The organism is Neobacillus driksii, assembly GCF_013409995.1.
GTDB lineage: Bacteria > Bacillota > Bacilli > Bacillales > Cytobacillaceae > Neobacillus > Neobacillus driksii.
Window position 1 is genome coordinate 1 of record NZ_JACCBX010000026.1, and the last position, 18,379, is coordinate 18,379.

Annotated in this window: 19 protein-coding genes and 2 pseudogenes; 16 read left to right on the top strand and 5 right to left on the bottom strand. The window is 34.4% G+C overall.

All coding sequences use genetic code 11. The features are described 5' to 3' along the window. Window positions 1-186: 186 nt before the first annotated feature. The 5 genes from F4694_RS31255 to F4694_RS31275 all read left to right on the top strand — a co-directional run bounded on the left by F4694_RS31255 (window position 187) and on the right by F4694_RS31275 (window position 5,109). Window positions 187-543, top strand: coding sequence for an MmcQ/YjbR family DNA-binding protein (locus tag F4694_RS31255; RefSeq protein WP_179603770.1), 357 nt, complete (start codon window positions 187-189; stop codon window positions 541-543). A 314-nt stretch (window positions 544-857) separates the two neighbouring features. After that, window positions 858-1,388: an RNA polymerase sigma factor gene (locus F4694_RS31260; protein WP_179603771.1), complete on the top strand. Its 531-nt coding sequence runs from the start codon at window positions 858-860 to the stop codon at window positions 1,386-1,388. Continuing rightward, window positions 1,348-2,247, top strand: a complete 900-nt coding sequence (locus F4694_RS31265; RefSeq protein ID WP_179603772.1) for a DUF4367 domain-containing protein — start codon at window positions 1,348-1,350, stop codon at window positions 2,245-2,247. Before F4694_RS31260 ends, F4694_RS31265 begins: the two co-directional genes overlap by 41 nt. A gap of 418 nt (window positions 2,248-2,665) precedes the next feature. Then, window positions 2,666-2,899, top strand: a complete 234-nt coding sequence (locus tag F4694_RS31270) for a hypothetical protein (protein WP_179603773.1) — start codon at window positions 2,666-2,668, stop codon at window positions 2,897-2,899. Window positions 2,900-2,964: 65 nt separating this feature from the next. Beyond that, the gene (locus tag F4694_RS31275; RefSeq protein WP_179603774.1) at window positions 2,965-5,109 is read left to right on the top strand and encodes a transglycosylase domain-containing protein; all 2,145 of its coding nucleotides are present in this window, start codon (window positions 2,965-2,967) and stop codon (window positions 5,107-5,109) included. Window positions 5,110-5,609: 500 nt separating this feature from the next. Here F4694_RS31275 and F4694_RS31280 read toward each other — a convergent pair whose 3' ends face one another. Continuing rightward, window positions 5,610-6,617 (bottom strand): DUF3231 family protein, encoded by a 1,008-nt coding sequence (locus F4694_RS31280; RefSeq protein WP_179603775.1) that lies wholly within the window; start codon window positions 6,615-6,617, stop codon window positions 5,610-5,612. Window positions 6,618-7,095: 478 nt separating this feature from the next. On the opposite strand from F4694_RS31280, the gene F4694_RS31285 reads away from it, so the two are divergent. Then, window positions 7,096-7,296, top strand: a complete 201-nt coding sequence (locus F4694_RS31285; RefSeq protein WP_007083691.1) for a cold-shock protein — start codon at window positions 7,096-7,098, stop codon at window positions 7,294-7,296. Between the two features lie 253 nt (window positions 7,297-7,549). On the opposite strand, the gene F4694_RS31290 is transcribed toward F4694_RS31285, so the two are convergent. Then, window positions 7,550-7,828, bottom strand: a complete 279-nt coding sequence (locus tag F4694_RS31290; RefSeq protein ID WP_179603776.1) for an HU family DNA-binding protein — start codon at window positions 7,826-7,828, stop codon at window positions 7,550-7,552. Between the two features lie 324 nt (window positions 7,829-8,152). Between F4694_RS31290 and F4694_RS31295 the strand changes: the two genes are divergently transcribed. From F4694_RS31295 to F4694_RS31310, 5 genes and pseudogenes are all read left to right on the top strand, one after another. Continuing rightward, on the top strand, window positions 8,153-9,139 hold the full coding sequence (locus F4694_RS31295) for a DNA/RNA non-specific endonuclease (protein ID WP_179603777.1): 987 nt from the start codon (window positions 8,153-8,155) through the stop codon (window positions 9,137-9,139). 179 nt (window positions 9,140-9,318) lie between these two features. Next, window positions 9,319-9,735, top strand: coding sequence for a hypothetical protein (locus F4694_RS31300; protein WP_179603778.1), 417 nt, complete (start codon window positions 9,319-9,321; stop codon window positions 9,733-9,735). A gap of 132 nt (window positions 9,736-9,867) precedes the next feature. After that, window positions 9,868-9,990 (top strand): hypothetical protein, encoded by a 123-nt coding sequence (locus tag F4694_RS32570; RefSeq protein ID WP_257029513.1) that lies wholly within the window; start codon window positions 9,868-9,870, stop codon window positions 9,988-9,990. Window positions 9,991-10,234: 244 nt separating this feature from the next. Further along, window positions 10,235-10,711, top strand: coding sequence for a hypothetical protein (locus F4694_RS31305; protein WP_257029514.1), 477 nt, complete (start codon window positions 10,235-10,237; stop codon window positions 10,709-10,711). Between the two features lie 568 nt (window positions 10,712-11,279). Beyond that, window positions 11,280-12,396: pseudogene (locus F4694_RS31310) on the top strand (cation:proton antiporter); the annotation flags it as partial. 470 nt (window positions 12,397-12,866) lie between these two features. Here the strand turns inward: F4694_RS31310 and F4694_RS31315 are convergent. Further along, window positions 12,867-13,508, bottom strand: coding sequence for a YczE/YyaS/YitT family protein (locus F4694_RS31315; protein WP_179603780.1), 642 nt, complete (start codon window positions 13,506-13,508; stop codon window positions 12,867-12,869). A gap of 128 nt (window positions 13,509-13,636) precedes the next feature. Between F4694_RS31315 and F4694_RS31320 the strand changes: the two are divergent. The 5 genes and pseudogenes from F4694_RS31320 to F4694_RS31340 form a co-directional block, all read left to right on the top strand. Further along, window positions 13,637-13,750: pseudogene (locus F4694_RS31320) on the top strand (GNAT family N-acetyltransferase); the annotation flags it as partial. Between the two features lie 75 nt (window positions 13,751-13,825). After that, a complete protein-coding gene (locus F4694_RS31325; RefSeq protein ID WP_179603781.1) occupies window positions 13,826-14,449 on the top strand; it encodes an FMN-binding negative transcriptional regulator in 624 nt (207 codons plus the stop codon). Window positions 14,450-14,537: 88 nt separating this feature from the next. After that, entirely contained in the window at window positions 14,538-15,005 is a 468-nt protein-coding gene (locus F4694_RS31330; RefSeq protein WP_179603782.1) for a GNAT family N-acetyltransferase, read from the top strand. A 298-nt stretch (window positions 15,006-15,303) separates the two neighbouring features. Next, on the top strand, window positions 15,304-15,573 hold the full coding sequence (locus F4694_RS31335) for a hypothetical protein (protein ID WP_179603783.1): 270 nt from the start codon (window positions 15,304-15,306) through the stop codon (window positions 15,571-15,573). A gap of 160 nt (window positions 15,574-15,733) precedes the next feature. Then, complete coding sequence (locus F4694_RS31340) at window positions 15,734-16,279, top strand: GNAT family N-acetyltransferase (protein ID WP_179603784.1); 546 nt, start codon at window positions 15,734-15,736, stop codon at window positions 16,277-16,279. A gap of 477 nt (window positions 16,280-16,756) precedes the next feature. Here F4694_RS31340 and ycaC read toward each other — a convergent pair whose 3' ends face one another. Continuing rightward, window positions 16,757-17,401: an isochorismate family cysteine hydrolase YcaC gene (gene ycaC / locus F4694_RS31345; RefSeq protein ID WP_179603785.1), complete on the bottom strand. Its 645-nt coding sequence runs from the start codon at window positions 17,399-17,401 to the stop codon at window positions 16,757-16,759. A 184-nt stretch (window positions 17,402-17,585) separates the two neighbouring features. Further along, window positions 17,586-18,143 (bottom strand): NADPH-dependent FMN reductase, encoded by a 558-nt coding sequence (locus tag F4694_RS31350; RefSeq protein WP_179603786.1) that lies wholly within the window; start codon window positions 18,141-18,143, stop codon window positions 17,586-17,588. Window positions 18,144-18,379 lie beyond the last annotated feature (236 nt).

Below are 18,379 nucleotides of genomic sequence, written 5' to 3' on the forward strand. Positions count from 1 at the left end.
GATACGTTCTACCCTGGCTACTGATATAATAAGACCAAAATAAATAAGGTCAACCAGAAATATTTAGCATTCTGGCTAACCTTATAATACGAACGGAGCAGGTTAGTGCAATAAAGGGTCCAAGGGTTATAATTAAGGATGCAGCTTTATTAAAAAACTAGCAAGGTGTTAGAGAAGAGGTTAACAATGAAAAATAGAGAGGAAGCTATCGGTTACTGTATGGGGATGGGTAATACATATGAAGATTATCCATTTCGGGATAAGAATTGGACGTTAATGCGACATATAGATAACAAGAAAGTATTTGCGTGGATATTTGAAAAAGATGGACATATTTGGATTAATGTGAAATGTGAACCCGGTTTTTTGGATTATTGGCGTCAGATATACAATTCGGTAGTTCCGGCATTTCATCTTAATAAGGACCACTGGAATTCGATAATTCTTGACGGTACTGTTCCAAAGGAAGAAATTTACGAAATGATAAAACAAAGCTATATGTTAACTAAAAAAAGTAATAGTAAAGTTAATTCCAAAAAGTGAAGGCATTGATTCAGCAGGAGGGATTAATGCCTTATCTGTGGAACTTACTATGATTATGAAATAATCTACTTAAAGTAAAGGGGCAGGTTAGCGGAAGAAGAAATTAATATAATAAATCATCTCTAATTTTCCAATGTTTTAAGATGAATATTTGTACTATAATTAATCCTTGTTAAGCCACGGGATGTTTCCCCATTAGAACTGCTGCAAAATAATTGCAGCTTTTTTTATTGAAAAATGGAACCTTTCTTAATTAAATTACATCTTACTTGCGAAAGACAGAGAAACAACAAAATCGATAAGGAGGGGAATTCTTGAATAACAGGGAAGTTTTAGAAGTATGGATAGAAAAGTATACACAACGTCTTGTTAGACTTGCCTATACATACGTCAAAGATTGGTTAAAAGCAGAAGACCAAGTACAAGAAGCATATATTAAGGCATTTAATTCAATGAATCAATTAAAGAATAAAGAAGAGCCATTTCCTTGGCTAGCAAGAATTGTTATTAATGAATGTAAGAGTTCTTTTAGAAAATCTTGGAGAGAAGTCTTATCTGACTTTTTACCTGAAAGGAAACTAGAAAGCAGTGAAGACTCCTATCTCCGAAGTGTTCAGGAAGAAGAGATACATAACGCCGTCTATGATCTACCGAAACATTATAGTTTGCCTATTACTCTTTTCTATTTTGAAGAGCTTTCTATTCAGGAAATATCACAAATATTAAATCTTAATATTGGCACAGTAAAAACAAGACTTTCCCGTGGTCGCCAATTATTAAGTAGGAAAATTAAGGAGGATGGATATGGAGGAAAGAGAATTAAGGTCAGCAAAAATGTACTTTAAACATCAAGTAGATATTGAAAAATTTAAAAAAGAGACATTCGAAAAAATAGATATTCATCACAACTACCAAGCTATTATGGAAAAAAGGAGAAAGAAAAGATACCCTAAGTGGATGCTTGCTTCAGTTGCTTCAGTAATGATTATTGGTGCAGGTTTTACTTTCGGGGGTTCATATATTGCAGATGCTGCTGAAACATTGATTAATCAATTATTTGGTTCGAAAGAAAATTTAATGCAAGCCTATCCCGATGAGAGTGAAGAAGAAATCAGTTACTTTGAACTGCATATGGAAATCGCAGAAGAGAATTTGGCTAAAGATGAATTCAACAAATATAGTCAATTATATAAAGAACAGTTTGAGCTAAACAGTATGTTACAAAAAGAAAATAGAGAGCCTGATGAGGAAGAGGCAGCGAGATTACACCAAATTAAAGAATTACAGCATTCTATCTCAAGAAAATTTGCACTTAAAGAAGCACAGCAGTACGCAAGCTACACCATTACAAAACCAACATATATACCAGAAGGATATAAACAAGTTGAAGAAAACTACTCTCTTCAAAATGTAGATGAAGAACCAGTTGTTTCATTAGATTATAGCAATGGAGGATCAACATTTTCGACAAAACAGCTGGAAATAAATCAAAAGGCTGATATAGAACTGGAAGAGACTGGTTTTTTTGAAAAACCTAAATCCTATTCTTTAAATGGATTTCAGTTTGATTATGTTTCCTCTAAAGACCCGTGGGTCGGTATGAGGGTAACTGTGCCAGAAAAAGGGTACAAAATCGTATTAATTGCTGATAAATTATCTAAAGTAGAAATGGAAAAAGTATTGCTGTCTATGATTGAAAAATAATTTGACTTTCCAATACGGAGCTTATTCCTAAGTAATAATGATCCTTATTTGAATTAAAGGGGCGATTGCGAAATAAAAACAGTCGTTTTTCTTTATTCAAGTAACGGTGCACATTTCCTGTAAAAAAGCTAAGTTTGTGAAGAAATGTACTTAAACTAACGGGTGCAAGAGTTTAAGATGGGATCGCTGCGGCGGTCTTTTGTTGTTGTGCTAACGTGGTAGGTTAGTTGAAAAGAAATGAGTTGCTGCGGCAGCGCTTACTTATTTTTGGTTTAGATGAAGTAGAAAATAAAATCCAGAATCCCTCATAAATTTAAGGTTTCTTACGAACCTATTTAAATGGCTCAAGTATATTAACATCCAACTGTAGATTTGTTGAGGTTGATCAACTTGGTGATTCTTAAATGGGGGAGATAGTATGAAGGAATTTGTGGTTTGTTATACCTTTGAGGATGATATAAAACGAGAAAGAATAATCAAAGAGGCTGATATTAGTAAGGAACAAGTTATACAAGAAATAGTAAAAAAGATTGAACAACGCAAATACTTTCTTGCGAAGGGTGACCAAGGGAAATATTGGATCAATGGTTCTTCAATCCGTTATATAGGAGTTCATGAAAAGGATAATCCGAATATTAATCTTATTAAATAATAATTATAGAAAAGGCTTTATTTCAAAAAATGAGTTTGATTTACTTTACATGGGAGAGAAGATGAATGTCAGAAGAAACGTATCAATCTCGTGAGGAACGAAAACAAGCTGAAAAAACAAGTCAAAATAAACAAAGAAGTATTGGAATATTAAAAAAAGGATCGTTGTTAAAAAAACTGGTTATTGTCTGTATGGTGCTCGGTCTTGTTTCGACAGGAGCAGGAGCCATTACGTTCGCTTCAATGATTAAGGGTACACCTACCTTAGATTCTTCAAAGCTGGTGGATCCGCTTTCTACTAAATTTTATGATAAAGACCGGAACTTCCTTTATGAATACGGGAAGGAAAAACGGACAAAAATTACGTACAATCTAGTGCCAAAAGTTTTGGCACATGCATTTATTGCCACCGAGGATTCCCATTTTTACGAACATTTTGGAATCGACCTCAAACGGACAGCTAAGGCGATTTTTGTGAACGTAACCGGGGATTTCGGATCTCAGGGAGGTAGTACGATTACACAACAAGTCATTAAAAATTCTTTTTTGTCTCCAGAGAAAACACTGAAACGTAAAGTGCAAGAATGGGACTTAGCGTATCAATTGGAAAAAAAATATTCCAAGCAGGACATTTTAATGATGTATCTAAACAAAATCTACCTTGGAAACCGATCTTACGGAGTGGCTGCCGCAGCGAAGAATTACTATGGTATTGAGTCCAATGATTTGAAAAAAATGACGCTTGCGCAGGCAGCGATGATAGCTGGACTGACACAGAGTCCGAATAATTATGATCCAACCATACCGGAAAACAAAGAAGCAGCCACGAAGCGTCGTCACATTGTCTTAAGCTCGATGCATCGAGATGGCTATATCACGGAAAAACAAATGAAGGAAGCAGAAAAAATTCCTGTAACAGAGGGACTTGTAGCAAGAAATACGCAGCAAAGTATGCCTTATGAAGCATTCTTGGATGCAGCTGTGAAAGAGGTAAAGGGAAAACTAAAGGATGTCGACATCAGTGAGGACGGATTGTCGATTTATACAACCCTGAATCCAAAAGCACAGGATTTTGTGGACAAAATGATGAATACCAATGAAATCATTGCCTATCCGGATGCGAATTTTCAGGGAGCCTTCGTTTTTTTAGATACCAAAATGGGTGAAGTCAGGGCAATCGGGAGTGGTCGAAATGACTATAAGGCTAAATTCTTAGGTCACAACTTTGCCGTAGATATCAAACGTCAACCAGGATCATCCTTTAAGCCGATTTTTGATTATGGACCTGCGATTGAAAACTTAAAATGGTCCACTGCTCATTTGATCAATGACCAGAAGACAACCTATTCAACGGGTCAGCCCATTTCCAACTGGGATCATCAATATCATGGAATGCTGACGATGCGGACGGCCCTGCAAAATTCATACAATATCCCGGCGCTGCACGCCATCAGAGAGGTTGGGATGGATAAGGCTAAGAGTTTTGCAGAATCACTGGGGATTACGTTTAAAAATAATGAAGTATATGAATCCTACTCGATCGGGAGCAATACCGTAAGTCCTTTAGACATGGCAGGGGCCTACAGTGCCTTTGGAAACAATGGTCAATACAATAAACCGCATTTCGTCCAAAAGGTAGTTTTGGCAGATGGCACAGAGGTTCAGTTTGCGGGGGAATCAAAGCGTGTTATGCAGGATTACACTGCCTATATGGTAACGGATATGTTACGAACAGTCGTAAATGCTGGGACAGGAACAACAGCAAATGTTCCTGGACTGGATGTTGCCGGGAAAACAGGTACAACCAATTTTGATGAAAAAACTCGAGCTAAATATGGATACCCAAGCTCAGCTACAAATGATAGCTGGTTTGCAGGGTATACACCACAATACACCATGGCTGTCTGGACGGGTTACGCACAAAACGGACTGGGTAACTATATGAGTGGAAATACAACAAAAATCTCGCAGTTAATGTTTAAAGCAATGATGGAAGCTTTCGGAACGGATACAGCAGATTTTCTGCAACCAGATAGTGTCTACAGAGTGAATAATGAACTTTATATAAAAGGAATTGATTCTGCAGAAGTACCACCAAAGAACGACAATATAATAATTCATCCTATTAATGGCGGAAATAAAGAAGAAGAGAAACTTAAAAAAGAGGAAGAGAAGCGTCGAAAAAAGGAAAAGAAACAAAAGCATGGTTAAGATAGATATTTTTTCTTACCCAAGAAATTCTTCTAGAAATTGACGTTAAGTTCTCTACGACTTTTGGCAGAAAGGTAACCAGTGGAGCAAGGCATTTCATGGAGGGTGTAATCAAAGGAGATTATTGCCTTGCTCTGCTATAGTTTTCACTATTAGAATGTTTCGATATACAAAAAATGGAAATATAATTTTGGTCCATAATTGCCACTAAAAATGCCTTTAGAAAATTACATTGCGAATTATTTCTTAGAATGAGCGGCATTACGAATAGCGTTAGCCTTACACGGGTTGACGTTATTATTTTACTTATTTCACTAACTGGGGCAAGAGTTAAAGAATCAGGGTTGCTGCGGCGATCTTTTTTTGTTATTCAGCTAACGAGGCAGGTTAGTGGAATAATGGCTTTCATATATTCTGGTACACTCACCATTTCTTAAAGGAGATTTGGAATACTCCTTTAAAAAACAAAAAGATACCGTACTTGGTAGCTTTATTTTTCTTTAGTCTTGAGCAAGCTTATCCCTATTTAGTGCAACAGGAGGTTTCTCCATCCACTCATTTTTTATCATAAAGGATTTTATATTTTCTTCATATTGATACACATCTGCAATTATCTTTGCATATGTAGTTTTTAAATCTTTTCGGATACTTACTGCTGCACTATACCCATAACTGGCGATACCATCACGATTTAGTTGGTCTAATATATAAGATATTAATTTATCTGAAAAAGGAGATGTTTTACCATCCAAAACATTCGTATCCCAAGTCATTGAAATAGGCAAATCATTTTGAACTAAAATATCACCTAATTTGTCTATAATATTTAAAGATAATTCTTTTCCATGTTGCAATAAACTCATTAATTGCTGATTAGATGTAGATTGAATAAATCCAATTAATAAGTTTTTACCGATATAATTCATAAAAACATGTTTGTGTAGCTCATTTGCTTCTCTTGCCGTTAATTCTCTATTATCATTAAAGAAGTTACCCAAAAATCCTTTATCTGCAATTGGGTTTGTTTCATGAGTGGAGGTAATTGAAGGAGGTCTTACAAATACTCCCTTTTCCAATAGAATAGTTGTTGTCCGTTCAAATAAACTTGAATTGTTTTTTAATTGTTTATGGAAAAAATTACGGATATCCTCCCTTACTGAATCGGATAGTGCCATACTTGTTAAGGACATTCCAATTTTAGACATATTATTTAAATAAAATAGTATAAAAACATCCGTATACATCTTAGGGGCATTTGGGTTTAAATCATCTTTAATGTTAAAGCCTTTGGGGATTGGATAGTTTTCACTTCGTAGAACAGATTCAAAAAATAGTACAGCAGATTTAGAAATAGAACGCGCCTCAATACAAAGAGAATTAACTTCTTCTAATTCTGTTGTTAAGGTCAGATACTCCAAAACAACATTTGACATACTATAATTCATTAACTGTTCCCAACAGTGTGCTAACTCACCCGCAGTTAACTTTGCAGCCTTTTTATTATCCATATAATCAATTCCTTATTAAGATTAATTTTATATTCTCTAACAAGTATCTGGTATTTTCTTATCAATTATGTAAAATTGCATGGAAAATTAATAATTTTTTGTTTTGACAAGGGAGATATCTTAACTAAGAGGGCTTTTCAAATATTCAGCTACTAAAATGGGGGACTTTAAAAAAGTTTGTGAAATATTGCACTTAAACTATCGGGTGCTTTAACTCAATAACGAGTTATTTATTAAGCCGAGAATATGTGATTTTTTATTCATTACTTGTTTACTTTCGGCTTATTTGCTAGAAAGTGACATAAATTCACATAATGGATTGTAATCTTGCAAACACTTTCAAAAAATGGTATTCGAAGGAAGAATTATTTTTGTTCGGTGTAAAGGATAGTATTAGTTGAACTTTTCATCTAAATGATCACTGGGAGCAAGGATAGTAATATATGTGTGCAAAAGCACGCAGCAGGAGGAAACACACTTGGAACAAGGTAAAGTAAAATGGTTTAACGCAGAAAAAGGTTTTGGATTTATCGAACGCGAAGCTGGAGACGATGTATTCGTTCACTTCTCAGCAATCCAAAGCGAAGGTTTCAAATCTTTAGACGAAGGTCAAGCAGTTACTTTTGAAGTAGAGCAAGGTCAACGTGGACCCCAAGCTACTAACGTTCGTAAAGCTTAATAATAAATAATAATGTTGGATATAGACAGGCTCTATTTTAGAGTCTGTTTTTTATTTACCTTAAAAACAAGGAACCCCACTCACGAATGAGTGGGGAACATGTAAACAGTAAATCAAATGGTAAATAAAGTGTATCACATAAACACGAAATCTCCTAATTATCATAGGTCATATAGATTTCTGAACTGATTTAGTTAAGAGTGACTTAAATGGTCATTCATTTTTTGTATGCAACACTAAAGATCATTATTTATTACTTTTCAGCTACTGCATCTTTAAGAGCTTTACCAGCCTTAAAAGCGGGAACTTTTCCAGCTGCTATCTGAATTTCTTCCCCAGTTTGTGGATTTCGACCTGAACGTGCAGCACGTTCACGAACCTCAAAATTACCGAAGCCAATCAATTGAACTTTATCACCATTTTTTAATGCTTCCATAATAGTATCAAAAACTGCATCTACTGCTTTAGATGCTTCTTTCTGTGAAAGTTCTGCGGTTTTTGCTACTTGATTAATGAAATCTGTTTTATTCATTTTATAATCACTCCTTTAAAGACTTTACAATCCACAGGGGACGTACCTTAGTTGTAACATAGCGTACATTAGTTCGCAACTCTAACCTTATTTTTCTTGTTCAACTAAAGAAGCAGTTTAATGGAATAAGGAGTTTACCATAACTAGGTTAATAACATTAAGGATTATTATATGGGGAATATAAATTTGTTGGAGTTAAGATTAAAAGTATTTCAGCTTTAGCTTGGAATCCTTTTTAAATTATAATTTATTCGTTTATTGAAGTATTTTAGTACTATAATAGTATTGGTGTTTCTGCAGATATTGACAAAAAGGGGATAATTCATGAAGAAATTAACCTATATATTTATGGCGTTTTTATTAGTTTTCCTTGCAGCTTGTTCATCAAATGAAACAACTGGCAAAGAGGATAATGCTGAAAAAAAGATAGAAGAGAAACAAAAGGAACAGGGTGTAGATGAGGCTAAAGAAAAGGGAGAAAAAACGAATAGCGAAAGCGGAGACAGTCCAAGCGTTCCTGCCACTAGTACACCAACGATAACAAGTGTTAATGGTGACTTTGACTACGATAAATATACACAAATTGTAGTAGATGGTGGAGATATGTCAGGTTCTAGAAAGCCGAATGTAAGAGTTGATGTCGGGTATGGCGACAGGGAATATTGGGCTTTTACAAATGAATACGGACAGCTAATTCGTGTTGAGGCAAAAAATATAACACTCCAAAATCCGAATACTGAAAATGTTTTATCGTCTGGGAGATACTATTCTGATGAAGCAAAGGTTCCCGGAACAGAGAGTCAAGAATTAGATGAAGGTCATGTGATTGCTGACTCACTTGGGGGAGTATCTAACGCATATAACATTACACCTCAAGACAGCATTCTCAATAGGCACGGCGATCAAGCTTATATGGAAAAAGTAATTCGAGATGCTGGAGGTTGTACAGATTTCGTAGCAGTGATTCAATATCCAAATACTCAGACGCAAATTCCTAACCATTATAAATTCACATACAAAATTCAGGGCAGAACCATTACAGATGAATTTGACAATGTAAACCCAGATGAAGTGAACAAAAATTTAGGGAAAACGACAGGTACGAGCAGTACGCCACCGAAAACAAACAATGTACCGGCAAACGAAACGGTAAGTAGCAATGAAGATGTTAGTAAGGTGGATACCAATCATAATGGAAGTGTTACAATCTCTGAAGCCAAAGCTGCTGGCTTTAAGATGCCAATTACGCGTGATTCATGGCTATATAAATATATGGACGAACGTGATGGTGATGGACTAGTAGGTGAGTAAACAAATCGGCTATATACACATATAACACAAAAATGAAGAAAGGCTGCTATTTTTGGCGGCTTTTTTCTTGTTGTAGTAACGGGGCAGTTTAGTACAAGAAGGATTGTTATTTGGAGTCGCCGAATTTATATTTGTTAAAAAGAGAATATTCGGGGATGTGACAGGAAGAAGGAATGGTAATGCTACAACAGATTAGAATAGGAAAATGGTTAATAGAAGTTGATATTGATAAGACACGAGAATTTTACAGCAAAGATATACCAGTCTGTAATTGCTTATACTGTAAAAATTATTTTGAGGCTTGTAAGAATTTAAGGACGTCTGTTTCTAATGTATTCACTAAACTAGGGATCAATCCAGCAAAACCAGCACACCTTTCTGAATTTCCAGCGGAGGAAGCGAGGACACGGTTATACATAGGGCATTATCATCTTGTGGGCAGAGTGCTACAAGGAGAATTGTGTACAGACACTAACTTTAATGAAAAAAATACTATTGAGATGGACAATTTCACAGTTGGATTTTCAGATGATTTAGAGTTTGTACCGATTGCTTCCACTGCGGACAACCAGACTAATCAAAAGTATTTTCAATAAAATCATTTTCATTTTTTTTATAAGGATTTCCAAACCCTGTCCTACAGTTAAGCTTTGATGCTAAAATTCCTTGGGTTCTAAAAGAAAATCCAGATGATTGAGTAGAGTCTTGTCCAACTAACGGGTGCAATAGTGAAAGATGAGATCGGTGCTGCTGTCTTTTTTGCTTGTTCAGCTAACGGGCAGGATAATTCAATAAAAGTTCAAAACACAAACATTGGAAATAGTGGTAAAATTGGCTTAAGTATCCAGTAAAGGATGATGGTCGATGATAGCAAATATACTGATGTCTATTTTTATATTAGCTCTTACAGTAGGTTTGGGAATTCTCCTGTTTAAATTAGCTAAGGTTTTAAAAAAATAATGAACTTGGGCGACTTTTCAAATAGAATTGTCGCTTTTCTTTATTCTAGTAACGAAGCAGGATAGTTGAAAAGGTTAATAAAAAAGCTAAGCCTGAGGAATGATAAAAAAAACATTCTGGAGGAAGTTGGTTGAGATGAATAAAAAGAAAGCATTTTCGTTATCTATGATAATCATTCCATGGCTTTCTGTGCTGTTCATGGATAAAAAATCACTTGTAAGGTATTTACCCGTAGCAAGTTTTATTAACTTATTTTTAAGTGTATTTAGTGTCATCGGAAATAAGAGAAGATGGTGGATAAATAAAAATCCACTTTCCCCTGGTAATGTAGATTTCTCATATATATTAGGACCATATTTTGTAGCAACGCTATGGATATTTAAACTAGCTTACGGTAATTTTCCAAAATATCTTGTTACCAATGCCATTGCGAATATTTTTAATGCTTTTCTACTTGGTTCTATGTGGGAAAAATTTGATATATTTAAATTTAAAAAAATAAATCATACCATTTGGTATTTTATTTGTGTATTATTATCAATTTTTATCTATGGCTATCAATACATTGTGGAAAAAATAATTACAAATGAAAATAAGATAAAATCAGTGTAATAAGTTTTCTACTTAGTTGTTCAAAGCAGTATTGTTAAAGAAGAACAACTGTTAAAATAACAATAAATTTAATATTTTAAAAGGTGTTGTTATTTTTTTGAAACAAGCGAGAATGTACAGAATATCTCTACTATTAACCAAATTAAAGTCAAACTTTATTGTATTCTTTATTCAACTAACGGGTGCTTATGTTAAACACGGGATAGCTGCGGCTATCCCCTTTTCTTATTGTGCTAACTGGCAGGTTTGTTAAAGAAGGGTTAATGGTTTAAATTAATAATAATAAAAAGAAGTTCTGAGTTACAAAGGAACCTAAATCTATTTTTCAGAAATTTTCAGTATTATTCAGACTACATATTTTGATTTTCTAAAAAAAAACAACTAACTAGACCTCATTATTCGTCGTGTTAGCAATTTTAAATATCTATTCGTATAATAGGGATTAAAATGATTTTTCGGTACAAAAAAATGACCTTTATGAGGCTTAAGAAGCTATATTGACAATGGTTTTTACGTGTTTTAACCTTAGTTTATACCGGTAAATCAGATGTGATGAAGGGATGTTATAATGGATTTTAATTTATATTTAGTTTTAATAATTTTTCTAACGAAAATGGCAGGGGACATATCTGTTAGGTTAGGGCAACCGTCTGTGTTAGGAAAGCTTATAGTTGGAATTATACTTGGACCAGCAGTTCTAGGTTGGATAAGTAACAATGAATTTATTCACTACTTTTCCGAAATAGGCGTTATTTTGTTAATGTTCTTAGCTGGGTTGGAGACAGATCTAGAACAACTAAAAAAGAATTGGAAAGCAGCATTTGCTGTGGCTGTACTAGGAATCATCCTGCCGTTTATTGGTGGATTTGGCATAGGAGAACTTTTTGGACTGAGCACTTCTTATTCATTATTTATTGGTGTTCTTTTGTCTGCAACTTCTGTAAGTATTACTGTCCAAGTTTTAAAAGATATGAAGAAGTTAAATTCTCCAGAGGGAAGTACTATACTTGGTGCAGCTGTAGTCGATGATGTACTCGTAGTGGTGTTATTAGCTGTTATGATAAGTTTCCTTGGGACTGGGGAAGAAATCTCAATTGGGTTACTAATCGGGAAAAAAATAGTGTTTTTTATCGGTGTTTTATTAGCCGGAGTATTTTTAGTTCCAAAATTACTTAAAACTCTTTCGAAACTAAAAGTTACGGAACCTGTTATTTCAATAGCGTTAGTGATTTGTTTTGCTTTTGTTTATTTTGCTGATATGTTAGGTATGGCAGGTATTATTGGAGCTTTTGCTGCTGGATTAGCTATTTCTCAGACAGTTTTCAGACATACTGTAGAAAGTAAAGTAGAGCCAATCGCTTATGCTGTTTTTGTTCCAGTATTTTTTGTCAGTATTGGTTTAAATGTTTCCTTTGAAGGAATAGGAAATCAAATAGGCTTTATTATAGCTTTATCGGTCATTGCGGTCCTCACGAAGTTGTTAGGTGGTGCGGTTAGGAGCGAAGTCAACAGGCTCTTCTTCACGCTCATCATTTTTTATAGGGGCTGGGATGGTATCAAGAGGAGAAGTAGCTTTAATTATCGCAGCAACTGGACTACAAGAAGCTTTGTTACAACCAGAATACTTCACCTCAATTATTATTGTAATAATATTTACGACTTTAGCTGCACCTCCAATGTTAAAGTATTTAATACAAGGGGAATTAAAAAAAGCAGTTAATATATTTGTTCAGGTCACTTATTTCAAAAAAATCAGTTGTCATTGGCAACTGATTTTTTATGTCACAAAAGGGCAGCATTTCTATAATAAAGGGAAATACTTTGTGAAATATAACACTTAAACTATCGGGTAGCCTTAGTTAAAGAAGGACCCAATAATAAATAAAAATCGCTAACGCTCCTGTTAAGCGATTTTTTTCGTTTTCCCAATTTATTTCTGTTAGCAAAATTGCCGGTTAAAATGTACCGTAATTTGCACCCTTATAGAAGTGTCTGTTAGTCTGCAAATTGGTATACAAATTCTGTAACAAAAAAATAAAATCTACTAGTATAAATGCCTGTATAACAATAAAAATAGACCATCATTTTATATTACAATTTGATGGTCTATTTGATTTACAAAATTAAATTTTGTGACAGGTAACTGAACCCGTTACTATATTGAATGGTTTTTATCTTTATCATAATTGGGTGTACTAGAGTGGATTAATATGCGATCTATTACTTTTGAAGTAAGTGGCATGAAGGTATTTAGTATTATCCCACCTAAACAAACGGTTAATAAAGTTCCAACGCCAATTGGTCCATTTGAAATCATAGCTAACATCAGGGATACGAGGTAAATAAATGTTCTCGCAAAAAATATATTTGTTTTCGTTAATTCTTGTATGATTAAGGTTAATCGGTCAATTGGAATGGGTGCAAAGTTTGTGTATAAATATGTTGCGGTTCCTAATCCTATAACAATTAAGCCGATTCCGAAACAAACAACTTGGCTGTACCATAGTTCAGGTGTTATCAAATTGTGCAATAAAAAAAGCCACATATCAATACCAATACCCGTTATAAATGCTGTTAGCAACCCCAAAACTTCTGGTCTTTGTCTTTTTAACAATGAATTACAACATATCAATATTAAAGCTATTATTATTTCCCAACTTCCCACAGTAAGCCCCACATTTATGGACAGTCCTACCAAAAGTGCATCAAAAGGAGAAGTTCCAAGGTCTGATTGTATTGTGAAAGAAATACCAAGGGTTAATATTAAAATTCCTACTACATAAAAAACATATTTCACTTTACTCGACCTCTTTATCATTATTTTTTGTTGCAAACGCAACAAAGTTGGGTTAAATTTAATATATGTTATTTTTATTGCATTTGCAACAATAATATACATGCTAAGGAGGTAATTAAAATGCCTACCTGGAAAGGGCATTTAACTTAGAACAATTAGAAAAAGAATTATCCAATATTTCTTCGCAATTCTTTTTTGTGTATTTTAATAATGAAGTCGCTGGATATTTAAAGGTCAATACTTATGGGTGATGAAGAACAAATGGACATTATAATGACCAAAATACTTATATAACATTTTTTTAAAGGGGGATTATTATGTATATTCCAAAATATTTTAAGGTCACAAATGTCGATGAAATTTGGGATTTTGTTCAAAATAACTCTTTTGGCACGATTGTCACAACAAATCAAGGGAAACCAGTAGCCACTCATTTGCCTTTAGGGTTAAATAAAAAAGGTAATGATTACTATATTACTGGGCATATGGCTTATGGAAATCCTCAGTGGAAAACATTTGAAACCTGTGAAGATGTGCTTGTTATGTTTCAGGGACCGCACGCTTACATTTCTTCTTCTTGGTATGGGCATGAAGAAGTTCCAACATGGAATTATCAAGCCGTCCATGCATATGGTAAAGCAAGCATTTTAGAGAAAAATGAATTAATAGAAGAATTAACAATAATGCTAGAAAAATATGAAGAAAATCGTGAAAATCCTGTTTTATGGGATAAACTTTCTCCTGAGCTCCTAGAAAGTGAACTGAAAGGGATAGTTGGATTTAAGATTAAGGTGGAAGAAATTCAGGCTGCATATAAATTAAGTCAGAACCGAAATGAAACAGATTATCATAACATAATTGATAAATTACAAAATGAAGAAAATCCTAATTCAAAACAAATGGCAGAAGTAATGGAAAAAAGATTAAAAAATCACAAATAAATTTTCGGGTCATACTCCCGCCATATATTCAACTCACCGAAGTAAGCAGGGATAGTTGAATACTGAGTAAAATAAATGAGGTGTTAGTATGTCAGATATAAGTATTAAATTAATAAGTTCAGACAATTGGCGAGAAGCACTTGAACTATCTGTCCACGATGAACAACAGAAATTTGTTGCATCTATTAATCCTCCCGTCGCTATTGCTCTTGCTAAAGCATATATAAGACCAGGTGGAAAAATGGTAGAACCATATGGAATTTACAATCAAAATAAGATGGTAGGCTTTTTCAATCTGCATTATACACCAGATAGTAAAGATGATTACTGGTTATTTCATTTTTTCATAGATAAAAGATTTCAAAGAAACGGATTGGGATCAAAAGCATTAAATGAATTAATCAGAAATATTAGATATAACCATCCTGCTTGTAACCGTCTTTATATAACGGTTCATCCAGAAAATGAAGCGGGGAGATTATTTTATTTGAAATTTGGTTTTTCAGAAGAAAATAAAATGACCTTCGATGAACCCACTTTTTCTATAATGATATAGCAATACTTTGGTGAACACATTTTATATTATAATTGAACTACCGTGGTGCAATAGTTAAAGATCGTGGAGTTGCCATAGGCAGCTCTTTTTTCATATTCAACTAACTGCCATTTAGTTGAACAAGAAATGTTAAAATTCAGGTAGAAGTTAGACATAGGAGGTACATATGAAATTTGAGATAATACCTTACGTTGGTGCAGGAATGATTAAATTTGGTATGAACGAGAAACAACTTCAAAAGGCATTACAATTAAACCTCAAAAATTTAAAAAATCGCCAATGAGTGATGTATTAACAGATGCTTACCCTTTTTGCCATTTCTATTTTTAAAGAAAAAGGTGAATGTGAAGCAGTTGAATTTTTCGAAACAGCGGAATTTACATTTCAAGGAAGGTCATTGCTTGAAACCTCCTACGATGATTTAAATAAGCTTTTTAGAGAGTTGGATGGTTCATTCGATGAAGATGAGACAGGACTTATTTCGTTTAAGGATGGTATCAGTTTATATTCGTCAGATTTGCAAGAAGTAGAGAGCGTTCTTGTGTTTGAAGAAGGATATTATGAGTAAGGTTATTCGACTAACGTTACAGGTTAGTGTAATTAGAATTTACTTTAAAACCATAGTAAATTAAACATATATGTAAAAATGCGGTGGTTTGAATAGGAAATACATAATACTTTTGCTTAATTAGAATAAAATGGTAGTAAAAAGATATTGGAGGGGTTTTATGAAGCTAGTAGGGCAACATATTTATCTTCGACTTTACAAATCTTCTGATGCCAGCGAGTTAGCTAACTTACATATTAGAAATCGCGAATTTTTTCAACGAGTTAGCCCATTACTCCCAGAAGCTTTTTATACAGAAGAACATCAAAAAATACGCATTGAGCAGGCATTAAAAAAGACAGATGAAGGGCAATTATATGCTTTTGGAATCTTTTTAACATCAACTGATAAACTTATCGGAGACATTTCATTAACTCAAATTGCTAGGGGGGACCTCCAAAACTGTTATACGGGATTTACTTTAGATAAGGAGTATAATGCAAAGGGCTATACAACAGAAGCTCTTAAACTTGTTGTAGACTTTGCTTTTAGAGAATTAAAACTACATAGAATTGAAGCAGGAGCTATGCCTGACAATATAGCATCTATTCGTGTATTAGAAAAAGCAGGGTTTAAAAAAGAAGGTATAGCTAAAGAAAATCTAAAGATTAATGGCCAATGGACAGATCATCAAATATTAGCTATCATCAACAGCTTGGATGTGTAAGCTCATTTCACTTCCGATAGTATTATTTAAACGAAACACAGTCACGCAAGAGACTGCCTTGTACAATAATTTAAATTCCTGGTTTTTGATTAAATTACGGAAAAACTGCCAACTGACGAATATTACAACGGCTGTTTTTTTCAATGTAATCATCCAGCAATGATAAAAAATATAAAGATTGTGAAAAACTGTACTTAAACTATCGGGTACAAGGGTTAAGGTCGGAGCTGTCATTGTGGCAGCATTTCTTATTGAGCTAACCGGGAAGTTAAGTTTAACAATCGTCCTTAGCTCTTTTGGGGGTACCACCAGCAAAACGCGGATTTACAACGTTAAGGAGATACAAATATAAAAAGCCTAATTTCTCAGGAGTTGTAAGTGAGAAATTAGGCTTTAGTTACTTCAGAAAAACGCCTTTTTCTTGAATAAGCCAGAAGCTTTATATTGGAAAAAGTGAGTTATAAATAAGCTGCTATTCTAATTAGGCTGCTTGCTGAAATCTCTCTGAGCTCCCCTATAGCTTCCAATAAGATTTTGATAACCAGGAAGATGGCTAGAAATTAAAGCGCCAAAACCTTCAACATCATTGCGCCAATCACGTTGTAATTCGCACGCTATGCTAAACCAGTTCAGAAGCTGCACCCCACCATGGGCCATACGCGTTAATGCCCCATCCGCTACTTGTTTACTGAATGTTCCAGAAGCATCAGTAGCAACAAATACTTCATAACCAGCGTTCACAGCGGAAAGTGCAGGAAATGCAACACAAACATCTGTTACTACGCCAGCAATGATCAGTTGTTTTTTTCCAGTTTCTTCGATTGCTTTGACAAAATCTTCATTATCCCATGCGTTAATTTGTCCAGGACGAGCTATTTTTGGCGCATGAGGAAAAAGTTCAACCAATTCTTGCATGAGTGGCCCATTTGGCCCGTTTTCAAAGCTTGTTGTTAAAATAACTGGTAAATCAAAAAACTTGGCAGTGTTAGCAAGAGCCATAACATTGTTCTTGAATTCATCAACACCATAGTCACGCACAAGACCGGAGATAAGGCCGGTTTGATGATCAACTAAAAGAACGGCAGCATCATCTTTATTAAGACGAGAATAGAAATCAGACATTTTATTGTCCTCCCTTTAATTAAGTATAAGTAATCGAAGAAGATTCATAGATTGGAAAATGGATGTTAAACTCCTTCGTTTGTTCCAATGTAATTGAACGGATTACTGGAATTCATTTTCTAAAAACCCATTATGTGTTAGTTGTATTTTAATAAAAATGATTGAAAAAGCTTAACTTTTTCAATTAATCTAGAGCTGGAGTGTGATCGACCCAATGAATAAATTGATGTAAATATTGTTGAAGATAACGTTTTGTTTGTTCGTCTGTAAGGACTTTCTGATCAGAATCAATCTTTTTATGTACTTGGGAAATCAACGCTTTTTGAAATGGAAGAACATGAACCTGCATTGCCTCTAGTACTTGTTTAATTTGCAATTGAGCAAAGGCAGTACCTAATCCCCCAGGAGTTGCACCAATTAAACCAACCGGTTTTCTGCTAAGAACGGCGGATTCCCGAGGTCTTGATGCCCAATCCAATGCATTCTTTAATACGCCTGGAATCCCAGAATTGTACTCTGGACTCACAATAATGATACCGTCAACGTCCTGGATAGCAGATTTATATGATGACACTGCTTCTGGAACGCTTACTTCTAAGTCTTCGTTGAACAAAGGCAGATCATTGATCTCGATCCAACGAAATTGAAGGGAATCATCCAGCTCTGTTAATGATTGAGCAATGATTCGATTATAAGAGTTTTTTCGTAAACTACCACATATAAGGCCGATGGTCTTGGTCATACATTTCCTCCTCGTTTAAAACTACGCTCATGTTACCATAATATACCAAAGTGAAAGAAGTGACGTTATACCTAATTGTCTGATTATTTAATTTAATGAAGTGTTTATTACATAAAATTTAGGATGTAAGGATTTCTCTTTCGTTTTCTTATTATTCGGCTCGTGTTTTGCAAGCTATGGTAAATGGTCTATGTCAATTTTATTTTCTCTTTCAATCACTATATATTTCCATCATA

Coding starts and splice junctions, on each gene's coding strand:
- F4694_RS31255 (WP_179603770.1), top strand. CDS start 187: ATGAAAAATAGAGAGGAAGCTATCGGTTACTGTATGGGGATGGGTAAT.
- F4694_RS31265 (WP_179603772.1), top strand. CDS start 1,348: ATGGAGGAAAGAGAATTAAGGTCAGCAAAAATGTACTTTAAACATCAA.
- F4694_RS31270 (WP_179603773.1), top strand. CDS start 2,666: ATGAAGGAATTTGTGGTTTGTTATACCTTTGAGGATGATATAAAACGA.
- F4694_RS31275 (WP_179603774.1), top strand. CDS start 2,965: ATGTCAGAAGAAACGTATCAATCTCGTGAGGAACGAAAACAAGCTGAA.
- F4694_RS31280 (WP_179603775.1), bottom strand. CDS start 6,617: ATGGATAATAAAAAGGCTGCAAAGTTAACTGCGGGTGAGTTAGCACAC.
- F4694_RS31290 (WP_179603776.1), bottom strand. CDS start 7,828: ATGAATAAAACAGATTTCATTAATCAAGTAGCAAAAACCGCAGAACTT.
- F4694_RS31295 (WP_179603777.1), top strand. CDS start 8,153: ATGAAGAAATTAACCTATATATTTATGGCGTTTTTATTAGTTTTCCTT.
- F4694_RS31300 (WP_179603778.1), top strand. CDS start 9,319: ATGCTACAACAGATTAGAATAGGAAAATGGTTAATAGAAGTTGATATT.
- F4694_RS31305 (WP_257029514.1), top strand. CDS start 10,235: ATGAATAAAAAGAAAGCATTTTCGTTATCTATGATAATCATTCCATGG.
- F4694_RS31325 (WP_179603781.1), top strand. CDS start 13,826: ATGTATATTCCAAAATATTTTAAGGTCACAAATGTCGATGAAATTTGG.
- F4694_RS31330 (WP_179603782.1), top strand. CDS start 14,538: ATGTCAGATATAAGTATTAAATTAATAAGTTCAGACAATTGGCGAGAA.
- F4694_RS31335 (WP_179603783.1), top strand. CDS start 15,304: ATGCTTACCCTTTTTGCCATTTCTATTTTTAAAGAAAAAGGTGAATGT.
- F4694_RS31340 (WP_179603784.1), top strand. CDS start 15,734: ATGAAGCTAGTAGGGCAACATATTTATCTTCGACTTTACAAATCTTCT.
- ycaC (WP_179603785.1), bottom strand. CDS start 17,401: ATGTCTGATTTCTATTCTCGTCTTAATAAAGATGATGCTGCCGTTCTT.
- F4694_RS31350 (WP_179603786.1), bottom strand. CDS start 18,143: ATGACCAAGACCATCGGCCTTATATGTGGTAGTTTACGAAAAAACTCT.